Annotated in this window: 23 protein-coding genes and 1 pseudogene; 15 read left to right on the top strand and 9 right to left on the bottom strand. The window is 66.7% G+C overall.

The features are described 5' to 3' along the window. Window positions 1-663, bottom strand: a complete 663-nt coding sequence (cofC, locus tag J3E61_RS20235) for a 2-phospho-L-lactate guanylyltransferase (protein ID WP_210084733.1) — start codon at window positions 661-663, stop codon at window positions 1-3. Window positions 664-719: 56 nt separating this feature from the next. Between cofC and J3E61_RS20240 the strand changes: the two genes are divergently transcribed. From J3E61_RS20240 to J3E61_RS20255, 4 genes are all read left to right on the top strand, one after another. Next, window positions 720-1700 (top strand): NAD(P)-dependent glycerol-3-phosphate dehydrogenase, encoded by a 981-nt coding sequence (locus J3E61_RS20240; RefSeq protein WP_210085637.1) that lies wholly within the window; start codon window positions 720-722, stop codon window positions 1698-1700. Window positions 1701-1704: 4 nt separating this feature from the next. After that, a complete protein-coding gene (locus tag J3E61_RS20245; protein WP_210084734.1) occupies window positions 1705-2808 on the top strand; it encodes a cystathionine gamma-lyase in 1104 nt (367 codons plus the stop codon). Window positions 2809-2933: 125 nt separating this feature from the next. Then, window positions 2934-4055, top strand: a complete 1122-nt coding sequence (locus tag J3E61_RS20250; protein WP_210084735.1) for a D-alanine--D-alanine ligase — start codon at window positions 2934-2936, stop codon at window positions 4053-4055. 100 nt (window positions 4056-4155) lie between these two features. Then, window positions 4156-4341, top strand: a complete 186-nt coding sequence (locus tag J3E61_RS20255) for a hypothetical protein (RefSeq protein ID WP_210084736.1) — start codon at window positions 4156-4158, stop codon at window positions 4339-4341. 3 nt (window positions 4342-4344) lie between these two features. On the opposite strand, the gene J3E61_RS20260 is transcribed toward J3E61_RS20255, so the two are convergent. The 4 genes from J3E61_RS20260 to J3E61_RS20275 form a co-directional block, all read right to left on the bottom strand. Then, window positions 4345-5007 carry a response regulator transcription factor gene (locus J3E61_RS20260; RefSeq protein ID WP_210084737.1) on the bottom strand — a complete coding sequence of 221 codons (663 nt, stop codon included), beginning with the start codon at window positions 5005-5007 and terminating at the stop codon, window positions 4345-4347. Next, window positions 5004-6212: a two-component sensor histidine kinase gene (locus J3E61_RS20265; RefSeq protein ID WP_210085638.1), complete on the bottom strand. Its 1209-nt coding sequence runs from the start codon at window positions 6210-6212 to the stop codon at window positions 5004-5006. Before J3E61_RS20265 ends, J3E61_RS20260 begins: the two co-directional genes overlap by 4 nt. 273 nt (window positions 6213-6485) lie before the next feature. Further along, a complete protein-coding gene (locus J3E61_RS20270; protein WP_210084738.1) occupies window positions 6486-7019 on the bottom strand; it encodes a DUF3515 domain-containing protein in 534 nt (177 codons plus the stop codon). 10 nt (window positions 7020-7029) lie between these two features. Continuing rightward, entirely contained in the window at window positions 7030-7272 is a 243-nt protein-coding gene (locus tag J3E61_RS20275) for an Lrp/AsnC ligand binding domain-containing protein (RefSeq protein ID WP_192721252.1), read from the bottom strand. A 74-nt stretch (window positions 7273-7346) separates the two neighbouring features. Between J3E61_RS20275 and J3E61_RS20280 the strand changes: the two genes are divergently transcribed. Together J3E61_RS20280 and J3E61_RS20285 are read left to right on the top strand one after the other, a co-directional pair. Next, a complete protein-coding gene (locus J3E61_RS20280) occupies window positions 7347-8300 on the top strand; it encodes a thiamine-phosphate kinase (protein ID WP_210084739.1) in 954 nt (317 codons plus the stop codon). A gap of 31 nt (window positions 8301-8331) precedes the next feature. Then, entirely contained in the window at window positions 8332-9015 is a 684-nt protein-coding gene (locus J3E61_RS20285) for a uracil-DNA glycosylase (protein WP_210084740.1), read from the top strand. 4 nt (window positions 9016-9019) lie between these two features. On the opposite strand, the gene J3E61_RS20290 is transcribed toward J3E61_RS20285, so the two are convergent. Continuing rightward, window positions 9020-9388 carry a hypothetical protein gene (locus J3E61_RS20290; RefSeq protein WP_210084741.1) on the bottom strand — a complete coding sequence of 123 codons (369 nt, stop codon included), beginning with the start codon at window positions 9386-9388 and terminating at the stop codon, window positions 9020-9022. A 200-nt stretch (window positions 9389-9588) separates the two neighbouring features. On the opposite strand from J3E61_RS20290, the gene J3E61_RS20295 reads away from it, so the two are divergent. Together J3E61_RS20295 and J3E61_RS20300 are read left to right on the top strand one after the other, a co-directional pair. After that, window positions 9589-10380, top strand: coding sequence for a helix-turn-helix domain-containing protein (locus J3E61_RS20295; protein ID WP_192721249.1), 792 nt, complete (start codon window positions 9589-9591; stop codon window positions 10378-10380). Window positions 10381-10495: 115 nt separating this feature from the next. Further along, window positions 10496-12025, top strand: a complete 1530-nt coding sequence (locus J3E61_RS20300; RefSeq protein WP_192721248.1) for a hypothetical protein — start codon at window positions 10496-10498, stop codon at window positions 12023-12025. Window positions 12026-12129: 104 nt separating this feature from the next. Here the strand turns inward: J3E61_RS20300 and J3E61_RS20305 are convergent, their stop codons facing one another. Then, window positions 12130-12324, bottom strand: coding sequence for a 50S ribosomal protein L28 (locus J3E61_RS20305; protein WP_015306200.1), 195 nt, complete (start codon window positions 12322-12324; stop codon window positions 12130-12132). 203 nt (window positions 12325-12527) lie between these two features. On the opposite strand from J3E61_RS20305, the gene J3E61_RS20310 reads away from it, so the two are divergent. From J3E61_RS20310 to J3E61_RS20325, 4 genes and pseudogenes are all read left to right on the top strand, one after another. Next, the gene (locus J3E61_RS20310; protein ID WP_210084742.1) at window positions 12528-14162 is read left to right on the top strand and encodes a DAK2 domain-containing protein; all 1635 of its coding nucleotides are present in this window, start codon (window positions 12528-12530) and stop codon (window positions 14160-14162) included. 2 nt (window positions 14163-14164) lie between these two features. Next, a complete protein-coding gene (gene recG / locus J3E61_RS20315; protein WP_210084743.1) occupies window positions 14165-16375 on the top strand; it encodes an ATP-dependent DNA helicase RecG in 2211 nt (736 codons plus the stop codon). Then, window positions 16372-17076: an HNH endonuclease gene (locus tag J3E61_RS20320; protein WP_210084744.1), complete on the top strand. Its 705-nt coding sequence runs from the start codon at window positions 16372-16374 to the stop codon at window positions 17074-17076. The genes recG and J3E61_RS20320 overlap by 4 nt, the downstream gene beginning before the upstream one ends. Before the next feature lie 135 nt (window positions 17077-17211). Further along, window positions 17212-17502, top strand: a pseudogene (locus J3E61_RS20325) (type IV toxin-antitoxin system AbiEi family antitoxin domain-containing protein); the annotation flags it as partial. Between the two features lie 8 nt (window positions 17503-17510). On the opposite strand, the gene J3E61_RS20330 reads toward J3E61_RS20325, so the two are convergent. Beyond that, a complete protein-coding gene (locus J3E61_RS20330) occupies window positions 17511-18350 on the bottom strand; it encodes an aldo/keto reductase (protein WP_210084745.1) in 840 nt (279 codons plus the stop codon). A 5-nt stretch (window positions 18351-18355) separates the two neighbouring features. Then, window positions 18356-19186, bottom strand: coding sequence for an aldo/keto reductase (locus J3E61_RS20335; RefSeq protein WP_210084746.1), 831 nt, complete (start codon window positions 19184-19186; stop codon window positions 18356-18358). On the opposite strand from J3E61_RS20335, the gene J3E61_RS20340 reads away from it, so the two are divergent. The 3 genes from J3E61_RS20340 to J3E61_RS20350 are packed head-to-tail and all read left to right on the top strand — an operon-like array spanning window position 19185 to window position 21786. Beyond that, entirely contained in the window at window positions 19185-20291 is a 1107-nt protein-coding gene (locus J3E61_RS20340; RefSeq protein ID WP_210084747.1) for an alpha/beta hydrolase, read from the top strand. The two genes, J3E61_RS20335 and J3E61_RS20340, sit on opposite strands and share 2 nt — an antisense overlap. A 35-nt stretch (window positions 20292-20326) precedes the next feature. After that, entirely contained in the window at window positions 20327-21157 is an 831-nt protein-coding gene (locus J3E61_RS20345) for a DsbA family protein (protein ID WP_210084748.1), read from the top strand. Further along, window positions 21154-21786: a vitamin K epoxide reductase family protein gene (locus J3E61_RS20350; RefSeq protein ID WP_210084749.1), complete on the top strand. Its 633-nt coding sequence runs from the start codon at window positions 21154-21156 to the stop codon at window positions 21784-21786. The genes J3E61_RS20345 and J3E61_RS20350 overlap by 4 nt, the downstream gene beginning before the upstream one ends. Window positions 21787-21799: the final 13 nt, after the last annotated feature.

Genomic DNA, 21799 nt, shown 5'->3' on the forward strand with positions numbered 1-21799 from the left:
TCATCTCGGGCGGCCGATGGCCTGCGCCGTTGCGGTGCCGACGCCGAGGCGGCGGGCCATCAGCAGGTCGTCGGGGGTATCGATGTCACACCGCAGGCCCGGCCACGCACCGGTCAGCTCGATGGCTCCTGAATGTCGATGACGCTGAGCCGAATCAGGGCCGAATTGAGGGTCGAGTCCGACTCCGAAGGCAAACAGCGCACTGGTTCCGGTGCCGTGCCGGTCCCCGACGAAGCTTCTCGGGTAGCCACGGGCCGCGGCGATCGCCTCCGCGAGCTCCTGCGTCTGCAGGGCCGGCAAATCACCTTGCAGCGCAACGACATTCGGTGTCTCGAGCCGGGCCGCGCTTTCGGCTGCCGCCAGGGCGTTGTTCAACGGATTGGGGTGCCCCTCCGGGGTCGGGTCGACGAGCACGCGTGCGCCAAGCGCTCGCGCGGCGGCCGCGGCAACCTCGTCGGGGGTGACGACGGTGATGGAGCGCAACGCGGGAACGGCCGAGGCGGCGGTGATGGTGTCGATGAGCATCGCCAGGACCACGTTCTCGCGGGTCGCCGCCGAGAAGACAGGGGCCAGGCGGGTCTTGGCCGCAGTCAATCGCTTGACGGCGATCACCAGCGCCACATCTGCGACGTCGCCGGTTCCGGTGCCGCTCATGAGCGCCATCCTGCCAGCCCCCTCGACCGGTCAACTAATGTGAAGCGGTGGTCGAGGCGGCGGTGATGGGGGCCGGTGCATGGGGGACTGCACTGGCGAAGGTGCTGGCTGATGCAGGTAACAACGTCAGATTGTGGGCGCGTCGTCCCGAATTGGCCGACGAGATCAACGACACACAACGCAACACCTCCTATCTAGGTGATACGGAGCTGCCGAAGTCAATCCGCGCGACCAGCGATCCGGCCGACGCGCTGGCCGGCGCCTGCACGGTGTTGTTCGCGGTGCCGTCGCAGACGATGCGGACCAACCTCACGAGCTGGCGAGAGCTGATCGGCGACGACGTCACGTTGGTGAGCCTGGCCAAAGGCATCGAGCTGGATACCTTGATGAGGATGAGCCAGGTCATCGTGCAGGTGACAGGAGCTGACCCATCGCGCGTCGCTGCGATCACCGGCCCGAACCTGGCAAGCGAAATCGCCGAAGAACAACCAGCGGCCACCGTTGTCGCGTGCAGCGACTCGGGCAGGGCGGTGACGCTGCAGCGGGCGCTGTCGACCGGGTACTTCCGTCCGTACACCAATGCCGACGTGATCGGTGCCGAAGTCGGCGGTGCATGCAAGAACGTCATCGCGTTGGCATGCGGCATGGCCGCCGGTGTCGGACTGGGGGAGAACACCGCGGCGGCGATCATCACGCGCGGCCTCGCCGAGATCATGCGGCTGGGAATCGCGTTGGGCGCCAAACCCGCAACCATGGCCGGCCTTGCCGGTGTCGGGGACCTGGTGGCCACGTGCACGTCCCCGCATTCACGCAACCGTTCGTTCGGCGAGCGCCTGGGCAGGGGCGGCACCATGGAGTCGGCGCTGGCGGCCGCGGGCGGCCACATCGCAGAGGGCGTCACCTCGTGCGAGTCGGTGCTCGCGCTTGCGGAAAGTTACGACGTCGAGATGCCGCTGACCGATGCGGTGCAGCGCGTCTGCCACAAAGGGTTGTCGGTCGACGAGGCGGTCGCCCTGCTGCTGGGGCGCAGCACGAAGCCGGAGTAGATTCATGGACGGCACGTACGGCGATTCCACCCGCAGCGTCAAAGCCGTTGGCTCGGAAGCGATTCCTGGCAGTCCAGTCACACCGCCGCCTGTGCCGGCTTCGGCATATCACCTGTCGCCCGACGAGACCGAATCACTGGATAGTTACGGTCGCAGTTCCAATCCGACTTGGCGCCAATTGGAATCGGCACTGTCCGAACTGGAAGGCGCGGCAACGGCGTTGACGTTCGCATCCGGGATGGCGGCGATCACCTCGGCGCTGCGCGTGCTCGCCAAACCCGGCACCAAACTGGTGGTGCCCGCCGACGGCTATTACCAAGTCCGCCGCTATGCCGCGGAATACCTTGCACCGCAGGGCGTTACGGTGGTCGAAGCGCCCACCACTAACATGTGCGAGGCCGCTGCGGACGCCGACGTGGTGTTGGCGGAGACGCCGTCCAACCCCGAATTGGATGTCGTCGATCTGCACCATCTCGCGATGAACTGCCGCGGCCGCGGCGCCACGTTGATCGTCGACAACACCACCGCCACGCCGCTCGGCCAGCAGCCACTGTCCTTGGGCGCCGATCTCGTGGTGGCCAGCGCAACGAAAGCCCTTTCGGGGCACAGTGATTTACTCGCCGGCTATGTCGCGGGCAGCCAACCCGATTTGATGCAGGCCCTCGAACGCGACCGGCTGCTCGCCGGACCCATACTCGGTGCGTTCGAGGCGTGGCTGATGTTGCGCAGCCTCGGCAGCGCGGGGCTGAGGTTCGAGCGGCAATGCCAGAACGCGCAGGCGCTCGCGGTGATGCTGCGCGCGCATCCTGCAGTGAAGTCCGTGCGGTATCCAGGTCTGCCCGACGATCCGTCGCATCCGATCGCCACGCAGCAGATGAAACGCTACGGCGGGCTCGTCGCAGTGGAACTCGAAGATGCCGCGGCCGTGCGCACGCTGGTCGAGCGCAGCGCGCTGGTGATCGCGTCGACCAGTTTCGGCGGAATCCACACGTCGGTGGACAGGCGCGCCCGCTGGGGAGATGCGGTCAGCGACGGGTTCGCCCGCATCTCGCTAGGCATCGAGGACACCGACGACCTGATCGCCGATTTCGAGGAAGCGCTGCGGTAGCGCAACCGCCCCAACCTGAGCGTGTGGTCGAAAAATTCGCGAGATCTCGCACACAAGCTCAGATTCGGCCAGGTCGGAGCGCTGCATCATGCGTGCGTGGGCCAGAGCGGTAGCCTCTCTAGGTTGTGACTGCCCACCAGTCCGGTCCAACCGGACGCATCCGCGTCGCTGTCGTGTACGGCGGGCGCAGCTCCGAGCACGCGATATCGTGCGTTTCCGCTGGCAGCATCCTGCGCAACCTCGACCCCGAACGGTTCGAGGTGGTCGCGGTGGGCATCACGCCCGGCGGATCGTGGGTGCTGACCGACGGTCGCCCCGAAACGCTCGCGATCACCGACGGCCGGCTGCCCGAGGTCAGTGCGGCATCAGGCGCCGAATTGGCGTTGCCCGCCGACCCGGTTCGCGGCGGTCAGCTGCTGTCCCTCGGTCAGGGTGGCGAGATGCTCGAAGCGGTCGACGTGGTGTTTCCCGTCCTGCACGGCCCGTATGGAGAGGACGGCACCATCCAGGGGTTGCTCGAGCTCGCCGGTGTGCCGTATGTCGGAGCGGGTGTCCTGGCCAGCGCGACGGGAATGGACAAGGAATTCACCAAGAAGCTGCTGCTGGCCGAGGGACTGCCGGTCGGCAAGCATGTCGTGCTGCGGCCGCGCCAGGACACCGTCGAACTCGAGGACCGCGAGCGGCTCGGACTGCCGGTGTTCGTCAAACCCGCACGCGGCGGCTCGTCCATCGGTGTCAGCCGCGTCACGGCGTGGGACCAGCTGCCCGCCGCAATTGAGTTGGCCCGCAGGCATGATCCGAAGGTGATCGTCGAAGCGGCCATACCGGGGCGCGAATTGGAGTGCGGCGTACTGGAATTCCCCGACAGCAGAATCGAGGCCAGCACGGTGGGCGAGATTCGGGTCGCGGGCGTGCGCGGCCGTGAGGATGGCTTCTACGATTTCGAGACCAAGTACCTCGACGACGCCGCAGAGCTCGACGTGCCCGCCAAGATCGATGACGAGCTGGCAGACACGGTGCGGCAGTTGGCTATTCGGGCCTTCAACGCCGTTGATTGCCAGGGCCTGGCACGCGTCGACTTCTTCCTGACCGACGAGGGGCCGGTGGTGAACGAGATCAACACCATGCCCGGCTTCACCACCATCTCGATGTACCCGCGGATGTGGGCGGCCAGCGGCATCGACTATCCGACGCTGTTGACCACCATGGTCGAAACGGCACTGCGGCGCGGCACCGGCCTGCGCTGAACATCCTGCCGTAGGCGGCAGCGGCTCCTACCGCCGTAGGACACCAAAGACCGGACTTGGGCACGATGTGTGTCCGGTGCCGATTTTCTAGCGTCAAAGCATGACATGGGCAATCGCTACGCCGGTACCGCACACCAACATTCGACGCTGGCTGGCCGAAGTGGCCCGCCTTGTCACGCACGCCTTCCGCAGCGCCCCGCGCCCGCCAAAGCCCGGTCCTGTGCACGGACATCGGGAACCGTTCATCGAGGACGCCGCGATGGCGCGCGAAATGTCGCGACTGTGAAGCTCAGCGCGGCGTGACGATGCCATGGTCGTAGGCGTACACGATCGCCGCGGCGCGGTCGCGCAGATCGAGCTTGACGAAGATGCGGCCGATGTGGCTCTTCACGGTGACGTTGGAAATGCCCAACGCGTCGGCGATCTCGGCGTTGGAGCACCCCTTCGCAATCAGCGTCAACACGTCGAGTTCGCGTGCGGTGACATCCGCGACCGGCTTGGCGGGTGAGGGCGCTGCCGCGTTGCGGTAGGTGGCGAGTACGCGCGCGGTGACCGCCGGGTCCAAATAGCTGTCACCGCGCGCGACCGCTCGGACGGCGCGGATGAGTTCCTCGGCCGACGAGTCCTTGAGCACGAAGCCGGCCGCGCCGGCACGCAATGCGCCCGACAACAACTCGTCGTCGTTGAAGGTGGTCAGCGCGAGCACCGGCGGACCGCCGTCGGCCGCCAATCTGCCCGTCGCTTCGATGCCGCCGACGCGTTTCATCCGCAGATCCATCACGACGACGTCGGGTCGGTGCTTCGCGACGGCGTCGGACACTTCGTCGCCGTCGGAGCATTCGGCGACGATCGTGAAACCGTCCTTGCGGCGCAGGATTCGGCGCAGGCCGGAGCGCACCAGATCCTGATCGTCGACCAGCAGCACTGCGACGTCGAATGGGTCGTCGTTCACCGGGTACACCACGGCGGAAAGTGCACGGAGTCGGCGTCGGGCAGCGGAATGTCGGCGCGTACCAGCCAGCCGTCGTCGGACGGCCCGATGTCGATGGTGCCGCCGAGTAGCTCAACGCGTTGCCGCATGCCCCGAAGGCCCCGTCCTTCACAGGCACTCGTGGCGACCACAGGTGCGGGCAGTCGATTCGCGATGGTCAGCGTCGCCGACGCGCGTGCGATGGCCAACCTCACCGTGGACCGCGAATCAGGGGAGTGCTTGGCGATGTTGGCCAACGATTCCTGCGTGATGCGATACAGCGCCAGCCCGATAGCGGCCGAGACGCGGTCTAGTCGCCCGTCGATGTCGAGATCGATCGCCAGACCCGCGCGAACGAAATCGTCGACGAGGCCGCTGATGTCGGCCACGGTGGGTTCGGGAGCCAGCTTCATCGGAGCGCCGTCGAGTAGCCCAACAGTGCGACGGATGTCCGACATTGCCTGCCGACCAAGCTGCTCGGCTTGTTCGAGCGCCTCGACCGCATCGTCGACGTCGCGGTCCTGTTGCAGCCCGCGCCGTGCACCGGTGACATGAAGAAGCGTGACCGACAAAGAGTGGGCGATGACATCGTGTACTTCGCGGGCAATGCGTCTGCGCTCATCGGCTGCGGCGTGCTCGGCCAACTGTGCCTGCGCCTGCTGCTGTTCGAGCAGCAACTGCTGCTGAGTGCGCATGAGATAGCCGACCAGCCAGGCCATTCCGACGATGCCGAGGTACAGGGCAACCGAGTCGAGGCGGTCGAGCGCCGAGGCGAGAAGCAGCAGAGCGGTGGCCGATGCGGTGGCAATGAAACCCGCGACGGCCGTCGAGATGGCTCCGACCTCGCCGATCATCAGCGCAAGTATCAGCGGGGCGAAGTCGGTCGGAACCGGTGTCGCCGTGGCGAACAGGAGGATCGCGGCCGATGCCGTCCAAGCAATGCCGACCACATCGGCTACCCACTTGACGCCGAAGACGAAGAACAGCGCGAATGGGAAGAGGGCCACCGTGACGCCGAGCAGCCCCACCAGCAGATCGGCAGCGGGCCGCTGCAGCGTTGCGATGACCACGGTGGTGACCAGGGTGACGTCGATGGCGATGACGAACGGCCAGTTGTAGCCAAGCGGAATCAGCTCACCCCGTTTGCGCAGAGTATCGCGCACGTGGCGCATCACCGCACCCAGCATCGTGCCATCGTAGAAGGATTCGCGGCCGCCGTACATCATGCTGCGGTCGATACCGGCCTCCTACCACGGTCGTAGGCGGAGATTCGGACTTCGGCACGACGACACCGCGTCGAATCATAACGTCGAATGACGGTCACGAGCCGCTATGCCGTCTGCGACAAGTGCGGTCGCCCGCCGAACTGTTCGGCGAGCAGTCCAGTGACAACTTCGATTACATTGTGCTGGAACTTGATCAGCCGCTGAACGACTTCGCCTGCCGACTTTAGGCACGTACTACCGCGCCGGTGCGGGATCAATCGGCTTCGCGGGCAATGCTTTTGCGATGACGTCCGAGATCTCCTGTATCGGTGTCGGTCCGGAGCCCTGCGGCAGAGTCAGCGCTACATACACCGACCGGTCAACGGCGAACCATGTGCTGCGGCCTTGATCGGCCAGCTCGAACCACTGCACGGCGTCGACCACTTGGAGGGGAGAGCCGACGACGAACTCGGCAGGCCGGTCAAGGCCGCAGCGCAGAATCACCGCTTCGCCGCCCGCCGTCCAGGCAGCCGCCCCTGCTGGCGCAGGCTGTAGCGCCGGGGCACGACGATAGTCACCCAGTTGGCCCGGAAGCGCGCCTAGAAGCGTTCGGCATTCGGCGCTGTCACCCTTGGGTGCGGGCACCGATGCGATCGCGACGGGCTGCTGGCCGGGCGGCGACTGCCGCAGCGCGGCGACGACGAGGATGCCGACCATCGTCCCGACCGCAACCACCAGCGCCGCGATCAGTAGCGCCCGCGGGGGCCCGTCGCGGGTCTCGGCATCCACGGCCCAAACTCTAAGGGCCGACCCCGTTGGCGATCGGGCAGGTCAGCGTGCGGGTGATGCCGGTGACCTGCTGCACGCTTGGAACGATGTCGGCCTGCAGGTCGGCCAGGGTGTCGGCGCCGATTCGGGCCACCACGTCGTAGGGGCCGGTGACGTATTCCGAGGACAACACGCCAGGCAGCGCGGCGAGTTGCTTGGCGACGACCTCGGCGCGGCCCACCTCGGTCTGGATCAGCATGAAAGCCTCGACCACCCGGTTCCCCTCCATCTCGCTGCATAGACTGCTGGCCGCAGGGCCCAAACGTACCGCAGCCCCGGGGAGGTGACATGGCGAGCGACGAGGCCGAGACCCTGGCCGGCGTGGGGGAGTTCGCCGTCATCGACCGGTTGGTCGCGGGCAGGCGTCAGCCCGAAACGGTGCAGTTGGGCCCAGGAGACGACGCGGCGGTTGTCAGCGCTACCGATGCCCGCGTGGTGGTCTCCACCGACATGCTGGTCGAGGGAAAACATTTCCGGCTGGACTGGTCCTCCCCGCACGAGATCGGGCGAAAGGCGATCGCTCAGAACGCCGCCGACATCGAGGCGATGGGCGCTACCACCACCGCTTTCGTCGTCGCCTTCGGCGCGCCCGGTGATACGCCGACACAGCTGGCGGTCGAACTGGCCGACGGTATGTGGCACGAGGCAGGGCTGCTCGGCGCAGGCATTGTCGGTGGTGATCTGGTGAGCGCTCCGCAGTGGGTGATCTCGGTGACCGCGCTGGGGGATCTGGCAGGGCGTGCAGCGGTACGGCTCGACGGAGCTTCCGTCGGTGACACAGTCGCGGTGGTGGGCGACCTCGGCTGGTCTGCTGCCGGATATGCGTTGCTGCGCAACGGCATTGAGAGCTTCGAGGCCTTGCGCCGTCGTCATCTCGTGCCCGAGCCACCGTACGGGCAGGGTCGCGTCGCCGCCGAAGCCGGCGCCACCGCGATGACCGACATCTCCGACGGCCTCGTCGCCGACCTCGGACACATTGCGAAAGCCTCGGGGGTCGGCATCGATCTGTCGGGTGATGCGCTTGGGTCATACCGTGACGCACTCTCGGCCGCAGCCGCCGCGACGGCGATGGACCCCTGGGCGTGGGTGCTTGCCGGGGGTGAGGACCACGCGTTGGTGGCGACGTTTTCCGGCGAACCGCCGACCGGCTGGGCCACGATCGGCAGCGTGCTGGGCGGTGCACCCCGCGTTCTGCTGGATGGTGAGCAATGGCACGGCGACACGGGTTGGCAGTCGTTCTGAGCGACCCCCGCGCACGCTAGGTTGACGAGTCATGACCGCACGTCCGCTGACCGAACTCGTCGAAGAGGGCTGGGCCGCCGCGCTGGAGCCGGTCGCGCCGAACGTCGCGGCGATGGGCGAGTTTCTGCGTGCTGAGATCGCGGCGGGCCACCGCTACCTGCCTGAAGGTCCGAACGTGTTGCGCGCCTTCACCTTTCCGTTCGACCAGGTGCGGGTGCTGATCGTCGGGCAGGATCCGTACCCGACACCGGGCCATGCCGTCGGGTTGAGCTTCTCGGTCGCGCCCGACGTGCGGCCGCTGCCGCGCAGCCTGGACAACATCTTCGCCGAGTACGGCAAGGACCTGGGGTTTCCGCCGCCTGCCAACGGCGACCTGTCGCCGTGGGCGCAGCGGGGCGTGATGCTGCTGAACAGAGTGCTCACCGTGCGGCCTGGTACTCCGGCGTCGCATCGCGGCAAGGGGTGGGAGGCCGTGACCGAATGTGCGATCCGGGCGCTGGTTGCCCGTCAGCAGCCGCTGGTTGCGGTGTTGTGGGGCCGCGACGCATCCACGCTGAAGCCATGGCTCGAGGGTGAAGACTGCGTGGCGATCGAGTCGCCGCATCCGTCGCCGCTCTCGGCATCGCGCGGGTTCTTCGGCTCGCGACCCTTCAGCCGAGCCAACGAATTGCTTGAGAAGATGGGCGCCGAGCCGATCGACTGGCGCCTTCCCTGATTCGCTACTGAATCCCAGCGCGTGTGTCGACGCCGGGAGGCAGTACCACCGTCGCTCCCGGTAGAGGCGGACCTCCGGAAGACTGATCGTCGGGGCGTGCGACGGACCCGTCAGGCAATGTGCATGTCGCGCCAATCAGAGGATCGTTGGCATCCGGCCCTGGGTTAGACGTGCCTCCAAGCGTGATGCAGCAATCGAATCGAGCGTTATACATGTCCCTCGCTGTGTAGCTGCCGCCATTCTTCTTCTTGACCTGTTGGATCTGGTCACTGATGCAGCCGTAGTAGTCATTCACCCCGGCCGGCGGTTTTGGCTTGGCGTCGGCGGTTTCGGCCGAATTGAAGCTGACAACGCTAACCGCGACGATGACCACGGCAGCAGCCGCGAATCGGTGTGATCGGCGACCGAAGGCGCTACTCCCTCGGACATGCCACCTACAGTGAATTCCAAGGCTTTTCACAGCAAACCCTCCCTGTTGTCAAACTGAGCAAACTGTACGAGTTGTCTGTCAGAATCTCTGTGGATCGTTTCGCTCATTGAAACGACGCATCACCAAGCGGGAGTCGAACCGACGTGGCAGGTGAGGTTGTATCCGACGACCGCACCATGGTCGGCCGCGCCTTCGCTGTCATCGAGGCCGTCGCCGCGCACGGGCCGCCGGTGTCACTAGCCGAATTGGCCTACATAACAGGGATTCCCAAGCCGACCACGCATCGCATCGTCAACAACCTGGTGGCACGCGAGCTCCTGAAGCGCACCGACCGCGGCTACGCGCTAGGCCCTGCCTTGAGTCGGCTGGGCGAAACGGCTTCTCTACAAAGAGATTTCGAGCGTTATATTCCGGTACTCGAGGACCTGCATGCGGCATACGGAGGGGCTGCGTGGCTGACCGCCGGACGTGAAGTGGACAAGGTGCAGCCGGTTGTGATGGTGTGCGACAAAGGCCTTGTGGCAGCTGCGCGGGCGCTCTGGCCCGCACCAGGCACCTCGGCGATGTTGGCGAATACCGCCGGAGGGCATCTGGCGTTGGCGCAGCGGCCCGAATTATTTGAACAGGTTGCCCGCCGCGGGATGGCGCCGTCGACCCCGAATTCACTGCGTGAGGTGAGCGAGTTGTCGGCCACCGTGGATCGAGTACGCAGAGACGGATTCGCCGTGGAGTCCGAGCAGAGCACTCGCGGATGGAGTTGCGCGGCGGCGCTATTGCCAAGCACCACTGACACGCTCGCCGTCATCGGCGTCACGCTGCAGGTCGGCCGCGCCAATTCGCGCGAAGTTCTGCGTGCACTTCTGCGGGCATTCAACGCAATAGCCGCCGACGATGGGCCGCTCAGCCGCCAGGGGGTCCGACGGCCGTTTCAGTGACTGAAACGACCGAAAGACACCTTGCCAAGCCGCCTCGTAGTGTTTGCCCATTCAAGGTTTGGCAGCGGAGCAGCGACTGTGCCGCTCGCCGCCGTCTAGAGGAGGGGGCGTACCAATGGCCACACACCGCACTATTACCGCTGCGCTCGCCACGGGTGTGCTCGTCGCGAGCGGCGCCGCAGCCAGCCAGGTCCGAACCGAGTCAGTGTCGACGCCTGTTCCTGTGCGGAGCGTCGTCACGACGCCGGACCCAATGTTGGCGGCGGCCGTCACACCGAACAAGTTGTTTTCGGCGGCGTTGTCGTATCTGGGCTCTGCGGGCGGAGCGGTCGACACCGCAGCGCCGGCTTCGGTCGACACCGCAGCGCCGGCTTCGGACGGCTCCGCTGCGCGGAGAGCCGAAAGCCCAACCGGCGCAGCTACTTCCAATCCAAGCCTGTTCTTCGCGCCAGCTGACCTGTCGGCGTCGGTGACACCGTCGTCCGGCGGATCGTCAGCATTTGCCCCGGCCTTCGCGCCGCTGGTGCCTCTCGGCGGATCGACGGCGTTCCTCGGGCTGATCGGGCCGGGCGGATTCCTGATCGGCAACGGCGTGCTGCCCGGCCAGAACGGCGGCATTCTCTTCGGCAACGGCGCCGACGGTGGCCCCGGCCAAGATGGCGGCAACGGCGGCCTCTTCTTCGGTAACGGCGGCAAAGGCGGCGACGGAGCAGCCGGACAGCAGGGCGGCAACGGCGGGCACGCGGGACTCATCGGCAACGGCGGCGCCGGTGGACGCGGTGGCGATGACCTGGAGACCACGGCCGACGCACGCGGGCGCAGCGGCGGTAGCGGGGGCGCAGGCGGCCTGCTCTTCGGCAACGGCGGTGCCGGCGGCGACGGCGGCCAGGGGATCACTGTCGACGGTATTGGCCGCGGCGGCGGAGGCGGCGACGGTGGCAAGTCCGGGCTGTTTGGCGGCGCGGGCGGTGCGGGCGGCTTTGGTGGGCTGGGCGACAGCACCAACGGCGAAGCCCAGGGCGGCCACGGCGGTGACGGCGGTGACAGTGCGCGCGGAGGTGGTGGCGACGGCGGGCCCGGCGGCGAGGGCCTCAGTAAAACCGACAATGCGTTCGGCGGCTCCGGTGGCGACGGCGGCAATGCGACTGTTAGCGGCGACGGCGGTGCCGGCGGCTTCGGCGGCATTGGCATCAGCACGTCGGGCCAGGGCGTGGGCGGCAACGGCGGCTCAGGCGGCGATGGAAAGGGCAGCGGAAGCGGCGGCGCAGGCGGTGGCGCCGCATCCGGTAACAGCAACAGCGGCAACGCATTCGGCGGCGGCGGCGGCTTCGGCGGCGCGGGCGGTTCGCGCGGAAGCGGTGGTGATGGCGGCTTCGGCGGCGCGGCCGGCAGCCAGTCCGGCGATGCAGTGGGTGGCATGGGCGGCGCCGGTGGGCCAAGCGGCACCGGTAAAGCGGGAGGCGCAGGAGGCGGTGGCGGGGGCGCCGTCGATGTCTCCGGCAATGCTTTCGGCGGCGATGGTGGCACCGGCGGGCACGGCGGTAAGGGTGCCCCTGGGGGCGCGGGCGGCGCGGGCGGCCCAGCCACAAGTACTACGGGAAGTGAGACGCCGGGCACGGCAGGCGCTGCCGGCGCCGACGGATAGGTTCCGCGTTATCGAAGCTCGCCGAAATCGACGTTTTAGCGGCGTCTACTCGGCCTTTCCCGCCTATTTGTCCGTTTGGCGCGTCAGCCCGCGTGAGCCAGCGGTCAGCCGCGCGAAACCTTGCCCGCCTTGATGCACGAGGTGCACACGTTGACGCGCTTCTTGTTGCCGCCGGGGTGGGTCACGGCGCGCACGGTCTGAATGTTCGGATCCCAGCGACGGCTGGTCCGGCGATGGGAGTGCGACACCGACTTGCCGAAGCCGGGGCCCTTTCCGCAGATCTCGCAGACGGCAGCCATATCTAGAAACTCCTCGAATCAGTACTTGGGGGGTCTGGGCTTCTCGCTGGAGACCAGCAGGTGAACCCGACAACCTGACCAGGATACCGGCCACATGATCGAACACCAAAAACGCATCCACCGGCGCGAACGTTGTGACGAGCCTGTCAGCGATCCTAGCTAGGCTGGCGCCCACGGCGGCACGGCGCACGGGGAGGTTTTGAATGTCGGCTCGGCGGCTCGATGCCTCCGCTCTGCGGGACTGGGCACATACCGCCGTCGGCGACCTCATTTCCCATACCGACGAGATCAACAGGCTCAATGTGTTCCCGGTCGCGGACGCCGACACCGGGACAAACATGCTGTTCACGATGCGTTCCGCGTGGGCGCAGGCCGACACGCACGCCGACAGCGACGACGTCGCCGAGATCGCGGCAGCACTGGCCGCGGGCGCGCTGCACGGCGCGCGGGGCAATTCGGGCGTCATCCTTTCGCAGATCTTGCGGGGCCTGGCCGACGTCGTCACCACCGCGGCGGCTGACACCCGAGGAGCGCTGGCCGACATCGACGGCCCCCTTTTCGCAGCGGCCCTTCGGCATGCGATCGGCCTTGTCGTCGCGTCGATGGGGGAGCCGGTGCCCGGCACCATCGTCTCGGTACTGCAGGAAGCTGCGGGTGCGGCCGAACACGCAGGCGCCGACGGGGCAGGCCTCGCTGACGTGGTGAATGCGGCAGCCGAAGCGGCGGCGGTCGCGTTGGACAAGACCACAGGACAACTCGATGTGCTGGCCGAGGCCGGCGTGGTGGACGCAGGCGGCCGTGGCCTGCTGGTACTGCTGGACGCGATGAGCACGACGCTGACCGGGCGCGCGCCGCACCGGCATGCCTATCAGCCGTCGCCGCCCCAAGCCGACGCCGCCGTCGCCGCGGCGGCCGCGCCGCAATTCGAGGTGATGTACCTGCTCAGCGGTTGCGACGCCAACCGCGTCGAGACGCTGCGCGATCGGCTGGACCAGTTGGGCGAATCAGTTGCCATCGCGGCGTCGGCCGACGGTGCCGGCCACTACTCGGTGCACGTCCACACCGACGATGCCGGCGCGGCGGTGGAGGCGGCGTTATCGGTCGGCAGGCCGAGCCGGATCCAGATCACCTCGCTGTCTGGGGGTTCGGGTGCCCGGCCTGCCGGCGGGTGGACCCGTGAACGGGCGGTCCTGGCCGTGGTCGACGGCGACGGCGCGGCGGAACTGTTCGACGGCGAGGGCGCACACGTGTTGCGACAGGAAGCCGATGCGCCGGTGAGCGCCAAGCAACTGCTGCACGCGCTCGTCAACACCGGCGCCGCACAGATCATGGTGCTGCCCAACGGCTATGTCGCAGCCGAGGAACTCGTCGCTGGCTGCACCGCCGCGATCGGGTGGGGCATCGACGTCGTGCCGGTGCCTGCGGGATCGATGGTTCAGGGGCTCGCGGCGCTGGCGGTGCACGACGCCGAGCGGCAGGCCGTTGACGACGGGTACACCATGGCCCGTGCTGCCGCGAGCGCCCGGCACGGCTCTGTCCGCGTGGCCACCGAGGAGGCGCTGACATGGGCGGGCATGTGTAAGCCGGGCGACGGGCTGGCGATCTCCGGTGACGAGGTGCTGATCGTCGGAAACAACATCACCGAGGCCGGCGCGGGCCTGATCGATCTGCTGCTGGCCTCCGGCGGTGAACTCGTGACCGTCCTGACCGGAGCCGGTGTCGACGGCAGTGTCGGGAAAGCGTTGCAGGAGCACGCACATCGTCATCACCCGGGGACCGAGCTGGTGACCTATCAGACCGACCACCGCGGCGATGCGCTGCTGATCGGGGTGGAGTAGCCGTGGCCGCGTTGACCGACCGGCTCGAGTTCGTCCTCGGCAAGAAGGCCGCGGATCCGCTCGCCGAACACTTCGGCATGCGCACGGTCAACGACCTGCTGCGCCATTACCCACGCAAATACAGCGACGGCATGACGGTGCTCGAAGAGGGCGAGGAACTCGAGGAAGGTGAACACGTCACGTTCGTCGACGTCATTGCCAAGGCGGAGACCAGGTGGACCAACCGCGCGCCCAAGCGTGAGTACCTCGTTGTGACGCTGCGCGATCGCCGACCGAAGGTGACGGCCACCTTCTTCAACGCCAAGTATCTGAAGAGGGGTCTGGTCGAGGGCACTCGCTTGATGCTGTCCGGAGAGGTCGGATACTTCAAGGGGACAATGCAATTGACCCATCCGGCGTTTCTGGTGCTGGAGTCGCCCAGCGGCAGGCAATTCGGCACCAAGTCTCTGAAGACCATCGCTGCGACGTCGGACGCGACGGGCGAGGACTTGCTCTCGGTATTCGAGCGGGAATTCTTCCCGATCTATGCCGCGAACTCCAAGGTCCAGAGCTGGGATATCTACGCGTGTGTGCGCCAGGTCCTCGACGTGCTCGATCCCGTCACCGAACCGTTGCCGAAAGCTGTTCTGCAGCAGCGCAATCTGATAACCGAGGACGAGGCGTTACGTGCCATCCATCTGGCCGAGAAGGCGGCTGAACGGGAGCGTGCCGAGGAACGGCTGCGGTTCGACGAAGCGGTTGGGCTGCAATGGGCCTTGGTGGGGCGTCGATACAGCGAACTGAGCGAATCCGGCCCTGTCGCACCTCCGCAACCGGGCGGTCTGCTGGCCGCGATGCGCGAACAACTGCCGTTCGAATTGACCGACGGCCAAAAGGAAGTGCTCGAGGTGCTGACGGCCGAGCTTGCGGCCAGCAGGCCCATGAACAGAATGCTGCAGGGCGAGGTGGGTTCGGGTAAGACGATCGTCTCCGTCCTCGCCATGCTTCAGATGGTCGATGCCGGCTACCAATGCGCATTGTTGGCGCCGACGGAAGTCCTTGCCGCCCAACATGCTCGGTCGGTCCGCGATGTCCTTGGCCCCTTGGCGATGGCGGGACAACTCGGCGGAGCGGACCGGGCGACTCGCATCGCGCTGCTGACGGGATCCATGTCGGCACAGCAAAAACGCGAGGTGCGCGACGAGATCGCGAGTGGCGAAGCAGGCATCGTCATCGGTACCCACGCGCTGCTGCAGGAGTCGGTCGAGTTTCATCGGCTGGGCATGGTGGTCGTCGACGAACAGCACCGGTTCGGCGTCGAGCAGCGAGACACGTTGCGCGCCAAGGCTCCTGACGGACTGACGCCCCACCTGCTGGTGATGACTGCGACGCCGATTCCGCGCACGGTCGCGCTGACTCAATACGGTGACCTGGAAACGTCGACGCTGCGCGAGCTTCCGCGAGGCCGCCAACCGATCACCACCAACCCGATCTTTGTCAGGGAAAAGCCGGCGTGGCTCGAACGGGCCTGGCAGCGCGTCGTCGAAGAAGTGCGCGGCGGTCGTCAGGCCTATGTCGTCGCATCACGGATCGACGAGGATGACAAGCCCGCCAAGAACGACCAAGGTCCGCCCGCGACCACGGTGGTCAAGTTGTTCGATCAGCTGCGCCGTGGACAGCTTGCAGGCTTGCGGCTGGGCTTGATGCACGGGCGGCTACCCAGCGACGAGAAGGACGCCGTGATGGCCGAATTCCGCGCGGGCCAGATCGATGTGCTGGTGTGCACCACCGTCATTGAGGTCGGCGTGGATGTGCCGAATGCGACCGTGATGGTCGTGGTCGACGCCGACCGGTTCGGCATCAGCCAGCTGCACCAGCTTCGGGGCCGCATCGGCCGCGGCCAGCACCCCAGCCTGTGCCTGCTGGCCACGCAGCTACCCGAGGATTCGAAAGCCGGGCAACGGCTGAAGGCCGTCGCGGGCACGCTGGACGGTTTCAAGCTCGCCGACCTCGACCTCGCCGAACGCCAAGAGGGAGATGTGTTGGGGCTCACGCAATCCGGCCGACCCGTCACACTGCGGTTCCTGCTGCTCGCCGAGCACCTCGGTGTCATCCTCGACGCACGTGAGCTCTGCGAGGAGCTCTATGAGAAGAACCCGGCCGATCCGGGTATGGCGTTGCTGGCCGCGCAATTCGTCGACAACGACCGGGTCGAATACCTGGACAAGGCATGACGCGTAACCGCCTGTTGTGGTTGGTGCTCTCGGTTGCTTTGGCCGTCGTGGTCGCCGTTCAGGTGACGACATCGGACGAGCGTGGGCAATTCGTCGCTCAGGCCGACATCCCCACAGTCGCGCCGGGTGTCGATGTGCTCGCGGACATTCCGGAGGTGCCGTTCCGAATTCGGAGCTACGACTATCACCGGGATGCGTTCGGTGACTCGTGGACCGACGACAACCCGGCACCGGGCGGTCACAACGGCTGCGATACCCGAAACGACATCCTCGACCGCGATCTCGTCGACAAGACGTATGTGTCGATCAAGCGGTGTCCCAAGGCCGTTGCGACGGGCATATTGCACGACCCGTACACCAACACGACCGTGGCGTTCACGCGCGGCGCGCAGATCGGCGCGGCGGTGCAGATCGACCACATCGTCCCGCTGGCGTTGGCGTGGGACCTCGGCGCCCGCAACTGGCCCGACGACATGCGCGTGCGGTTCGCCAACGACCCGGCGAATCTCATTGCGGTAGAAGGCCAGGCGAACCAGGACAAGGGCGACAAGGAGCCTGCGGTTTGGCTGCCGCCCAACCACGCATTCTGGTGCCAGTACGCGGTGCAGTTCGCAAACGTATTGCGCGGCTACGGTCTGCCGGTCGATGCGCCGTCGGCGACGGCACTGCGTGACGCGGCAGCCACCTGCCCGACGGGTTGACTGTCCGGTTAACGGGTTGATTACTCATGCCAGGCGTGAGTAATCAACCCGCCAAGCCCGCCTCATCGAAGTTGTCCACAAGAATGGGCGTCGCGCGCTGGCCGCGACCCAGCCTGTGGTGCAACCCTAACGACCATGGCGCGACGGGCTTGGCATCTCGGGCACGTCGAGCACCTGGCCGGGGTGCAGGATGGAGTCGTCGGGCGCCGTCAGATCCTCGCCGCCGGCGGCACCGACGGCGACATCACTCGATTACTGCGTCGCCGCGAACTGACGCAGGTGTATCGCGGCGTCTACGTCAACCACACCGGTCGGCTGACCTGGGCGCAGCGGGAATGGGCTGGGGTGCTGGCCTATTGGCCCGCCGCGCTGGCTCACGCGTCGGCATTGCCTGACCCGCCGACCGCGGTCCTGCCCGTTAGCGTGCCCGACGATTAGGTTCCCGTGTAGGTGTCTGGATTCGGGCGGAAGCGGGTGCCGTCGTCGAGGCCGTTCAGCGTGGCCATCTCGTCGTCGGTCAGCTCGAAGTCGAACACGTCGAGGTTCGACTTGATGCGCTCCGGGTTCGCCGAGCGCGGGATGACCACATTGCCCAGCTGAATGCTCCAGCGGATCAGCACCTGCGCCGGTGTCTTGCCGTGTGCCTGCGCGACGGTCCCGATCGTCGGGTTGTCCAGCAGCTGGCCGATGCCGAGCGGTCCGTAGGCCTCGGTGACGATGCCGTACTCCGCGTTGACCCTCCGTAGCTCGGCCTGGTTCAGCAGCGGGTGCAGCTCGATCTGGTTGATGGCAGGCGTGAAGTACGACAGGTCGATGATGTCGGAAAGGTGCTCTGCGTGGAAGTTGGCCACACCGATCGAGCGGGTGTCGCCGTCCTGTTTGCGCTTCATCAGGCCACCCCAGCTGTCCACATATTTGCCCTGCTCGCCTGCGGGCCAATGGATCAGGTACAGGTCGACATACTCCAGACCCAACCGCTCAAGACTCGCCTTCAGCGCGTCCTGCGACGACTGGAAGCCCAGATCAGCGGTGGCCAGCTTGGTAGTGATGAACAGTTCCTCGCGGGGCACACCCGACGCGGCGACGGCCCGGCCGACAGCCCCCTCGTTGCCGTAGGCGGCCGCAGTGTCGATCAACCGGTAGCCGGCTTCGAGCGCTGTCGAAACGGCCTGTTCGGTTTCGGAGTCCGACAACTCGCCGACGCCAAGACCGATGACGGGGATCGTGTTCTCATCGTTGAGAGTGATGGTGGGAATCGCAGCCGGCGGCGTCATGGCACCTATCCTGTGAAGTTGAACGTCCGTGGATCGGGACCCAGTCGCGTTCCGTCGCCCAGCGAAGAGATGGTCGCCATCTCCTGCTCGCTCAGCTCGAAATCGAACACGTCGAAGTTACTCACAATTCGCTCGGGGGTCACCGACTTCGGGATGACTATATTGCCGAGTTGGATATGCCACCTAATCAGTGCCTGCGCTGGCGTTTTGCCGTGGGCATCCGCGACGGCCGTGACGGTCGGATTGCTCAGCAGCGAGCCCTGTCCAAGCGGGCTCCACGCTTCGGTCGCGACGCCGAGTTGGGCGTGCACCTCCCGCAACTCCTCCTGCTGCAGCAGCGGGTGCAACTCGATCTGGTTGACGGCTGGGACGATTCCGGTGGCGTCCACCAGCATTCGCAGGTGTTCGGGTTCGAAGTTGCTCACCCCGATCGACCGGATTCGGCCCTGGTCGCGTAGCTGCGCAAACGCCTTGAAGGTCTCGACGAACAGGTTCTTCGCCGGCATCGGCCAATGGATCAGGTAGAGATCCAGGTATTCCATTCCGAGGCGTTCCATGCTGGCGTCGAACGCCGCGAGCGTGTTGTCGTAGCCCTGGTCGGCGTTCCACAACTTGGTGGTGACGAAGACGTCCTCGCGGGGTAGGCCGGATGCTGCGACGGCCTTACCGACCTCGCGCTCGTTGAAGTACCCTGCGGCGGTGTCGACGTGCCGATACCCGGCCTCCAGTGCGGTCGCCACCGCGCGCTCGGTGTCTTCAGCGGGCGTCTGCCAGACGCCGAGTCCAACCTGGGGCATCGAATAACCGTCGTTGAGCGTGATCAAGGGAGCAGCCATGACTCAGAGTCTGCCAGGACAGGCGACGACTGTCGGACCGGCTCGACCCGCCAAGGCCCCGATCGTCAACGCCGCCGCGGGGCTGACGATGCGGTCGCTGCCCCGGATACCGCAGCCCGTCAAACGCCTTCTGCTGGGCGGCCGTTCGATCACGATCGACGGCAACACTCTGGACACGACACTGCAATTGATGCTCGCAGGCATGACCGCCACCGGCCTCAACCGTCTCGTCGCCAGTCCGGACGTCCCCGTGGCCAGGCAACAGTTGCGCGTGACGGCGGCCGGCTTCAAACGGCACCTTGCCGTCGGCTCGGTGACCAATCTCTCGATACCGGGGCCTGCGGGGCCGATCGCGGCACGCCACTACCGGCCCACCGACGGCGACGGCCAACCGCTGTTGGTCTTCTACCACGGCGGTGGTCAGGTCACCGGTGACCTCGACACGCACGACGACCTGTGCCGGCACATCTGCCGCGAAGGCGCGTTGCACGTCTTGTCCGTGGACTACCGGCTCGCTCCCGAGCACAAGGCGCCCGCAGGATCGGAGGACGCATATGCCGCGTTCAGTTGGGCGTTGAACCACGCCCAGGAGGTGGGCGCCGACCCGAGCCGGGTGGCCGTTGGCGGCGACAGCGCAGGAGGCAACCTCGCGGCAGTCGTATCGCTACGTGCGCGCGACGAGGGCGCGCCACCGCCGGTGTTGCAGTTCCTGCTCTATCCGGTCGTCAACTACCGCGACGAAACCCGTTCGCAGACATTGTTCGCCGACGGGTTCTTCCTCACCAAGGCCGATCTGCACTTTTGCCGCCACCAATTCCTGGACGGCGCGGACATCGACGCCTCGGACCCGCGGGTGTCACCGCTGCTGGCCGATGATTTCACCGGTCTGCCGCCTGCGCTGCTGCTGAGCGCCGGCTTCGACCCGCTGCGCGACGAGGACAGGCAGTACGCGGACGCACTGCGAAATGCGGGGGTGCCGGTCGATCATCGCGAGTTCGGTTCGCTCATCCATGGTTTTGCCAACTTCTTCCCGCTCGGCGGCGGCAGCGCGACGGCGATGGCCGAAACCATCTCTGCCCTGCGTGCCCATCTCGCCCGCGCGTGAAAAGGCTCGGATGAGCCGCCGGTACTCTTGACGCCGTGGCGACCAAACCGAAGAAGCAAGCCAGCTACGACCTGAAGGCAGCCGACCGCAAGCGCAACCTGGCGATCCAGATCGGGCTGACCGCGGTCGTCGTGGTCTTCGCCGTCGCACTGGTGCTCTACATCGTGATGTCAGGCGACAAGAAGCCGGTGTCGGGCGATGCCAAAGCCATCCGCGTCGCCTCGAGCAATGTGATCAAGAAGGAAGGCAGCGACGACCCCAAGGTCGTGCTGTCGATGTACGAAGACTTCCTGTGCCCGCACTGCGGCGAGTTCGAGCAGCAGTTCGGACCCACGGTGAGCAAGCTGATCGACAGCGGTGCGGTAGCCGCCGACTACTACATGGTCGCGATCCTGGACCGGCAGGGCAACGGATACTCGTCGCGCGCCGCGAACGCCGCCTACTGCGTAGCCGACGAATCCACCGATGCGTTCCGTCGTTTCCACGCCGCGCTTTACGCGCAGCAGCCCCAAGAGGGCGCGGGCGTGTACCCGGACAACGCGCGGCTGATAGAGGTCGCTCGGCAGGCCGGTGCCGCGGGCGGCGTTCCGGACTGCATCAACAAGGGCCGCTACACCGAGATGGTGCAAGGCCTGGCCAAGGCGACCGGCATCCAGGCCACCCCGACCATCCGGATCAACGGCCAGGACTACCAATTCAGCACACCCGACGCGTTGATCGCCAAGATCAAGGAAACCGTCGGTGACATTCCGGGCCTGAGCGCTGCGCCGGCCGCTCCCGCTCCGACGCCGGCGGCCGCGCCGCAGGCTCCCGCTCCCGCTCCTGCGCCGGCCCCGTCGATCACACCGCCGACAACAACGCGATGACGGTGGCCGCGCCCAGCGACGTCCAGCCGAGTGAACCCGCGGCCGACGGGCCGAACCGGGTGCCGGTCGGGCGGGCCAGCGCGGTGTGGATTCTTCTCGCCGGCGTCGTCGGGCTCGCCGCTGCGCTGACGCTGACGGTCGAGAAGATCGAGATTCTGATCAACCCCGCCTATGTGCCGTCGTGCAGCATCAACCCGGTGCTGTCGTGCGGTTCGGTGATGATCACTCCGCAGGCGTCGGCGTTCGGCTTTCCCAACCCACTGATCGGCATCGTCGCGTTCAGCGTCGTGGTGGTGAGCGGGGTGCTCGCATTGGCCAGGGTGAGCCTGCCGCGCTGGTATTGGGTCGGTCTGGCCACCGGCACGCTGCTGGGCGTGGCGTTCATCCACTGGCTGATCTTTCAGAGCCTGTACCGCATCGGCGCGCTGTGCCCGTACTGCATGGGCGTGTGGGCGGTCACCATCCCGCTGTTCGTCGTGGTCGCCTCGATCGCGCTGCAGCCGGTGGAATCGAACGCGGTCGCCCGGGTGCTCTACACCTGGCGGTGGTCGCTGGTCGCGTTGTGGTTCACCGCGCTGGTCTTGATGATCCTGGTGCGTTTTTGGGACTACTGGTCGACGCTGCTCTAGTCGGCGTCATCGG

The sequence above is a fragment of the Mycobacterium sp. OAE908 genome, from assembly GCF_017872775.1.
Taxonomy (GTDB): Bacteria; Actinomycetota; Actinomycetes; order Mycobacteriales; family Mycobacteriaceae; genus Mycobacterium.

Coding starts and splice junctions, on each gene's coding strand:
- cofC (WP_210084733.1), bottom strand. CDS start 663: ATGGCGCTCATGAGCGGCACCGGAACCGGCGACGTCGCAGATGTGGCG.
- J3E61_RS20240 (WP_210085637.1), top strand. CDS start 720: ATGGGGGCCGGTGCATGGGGGACTGCACTGGCGAAGGTGCTGGCTGAT.
- J3E61_RS20245 (WP_210084734.1), top strand. CDS start 1,705: ATGGACGGCACGTACGGCGATTCCACCCGCAGCGTCAAAGCCGTTGGC.
- J3E61_RS20255 (WP_210084736.1), top strand. CDS start 4,156: ATGACATGGGCAATCGCTACGCCGGTACCGCACACCAACATTCGACGC.
- J3E61_RS20265 (WP_210085638.1), bottom strand. CDS start 6,212: ATGCTGGGTGCGGTGATGCGCCACGTGCGCGATACTCTGCGCAAACGG.
- J3E61_RS20280 (WP_210084739.1), top strand. CDS start 7,347: ATGGCGAGCGACGAGGCCGAGACCCTGGCCGGCGTGGGGGAGTTCGCC.
- J3E61_RS20285 (WP_210084740.1), top strand. CDS start 8,332: ATGACCGCACGTCCGCTGACCGAACTCGTCGAAGAGGGCTGGGCCGCC.
- J3E61_RS20300 (WP_192721248.1), top strand. CDS start 10,496: ATGGCCACACACCGCACTATTACCGCTGCGCTCGCCACGGGTGTGCTC.
- J3E61_RS20305 (WP_015306200.1), bottom strand. CDS start 12,324: ATGGCTGCCGTCTGCGAGATCTGCGGAAAGGGCCCCGGCTTCGGCAAG.
- J3E61_RS20310 (WP_210084742.1), top strand. CDS start 12,528: ATGTCGGCTCGGCGGCTCGATGCCTCCGCTCTGCGGGACTGGGCACAT.
- J3E61_RS20320 (WP_210084744.1), top strand. CDS start 16,372: ATGACGCGTAACCGCCTGTTGTGGTTGGTGCTCTCGGTTGCTTTGGCC.
- J3E61_RS20330 (WP_210084745.1), bottom strand. CDS start 18,350: ATGACGCCGCCGGCTGCGATTCCCACCATCACTCTCAACGATGAGAAC.
- J3E61_RS20340 (WP_210084747.1), top strand. CDS start 19,185: ATGACTCAGAGTCTGCCAGGACAGGCGACGACTGTCGGACCGGCTCGA.
- J3E61_RS20335 (WP_210084746.1), bottom strand. CDS start 19,186: ATGGCTGCTCCCTTGATCACGCTCAACGACGGTTATTCGATGCCCCAG.
- J3E61_RS20350 (WP_210084749.1), top strand. CDS start 21,154: ATGACGGTGGCCGCGCCCAGCGACGTCCAGCCGAGTGAACCCGCGGCC.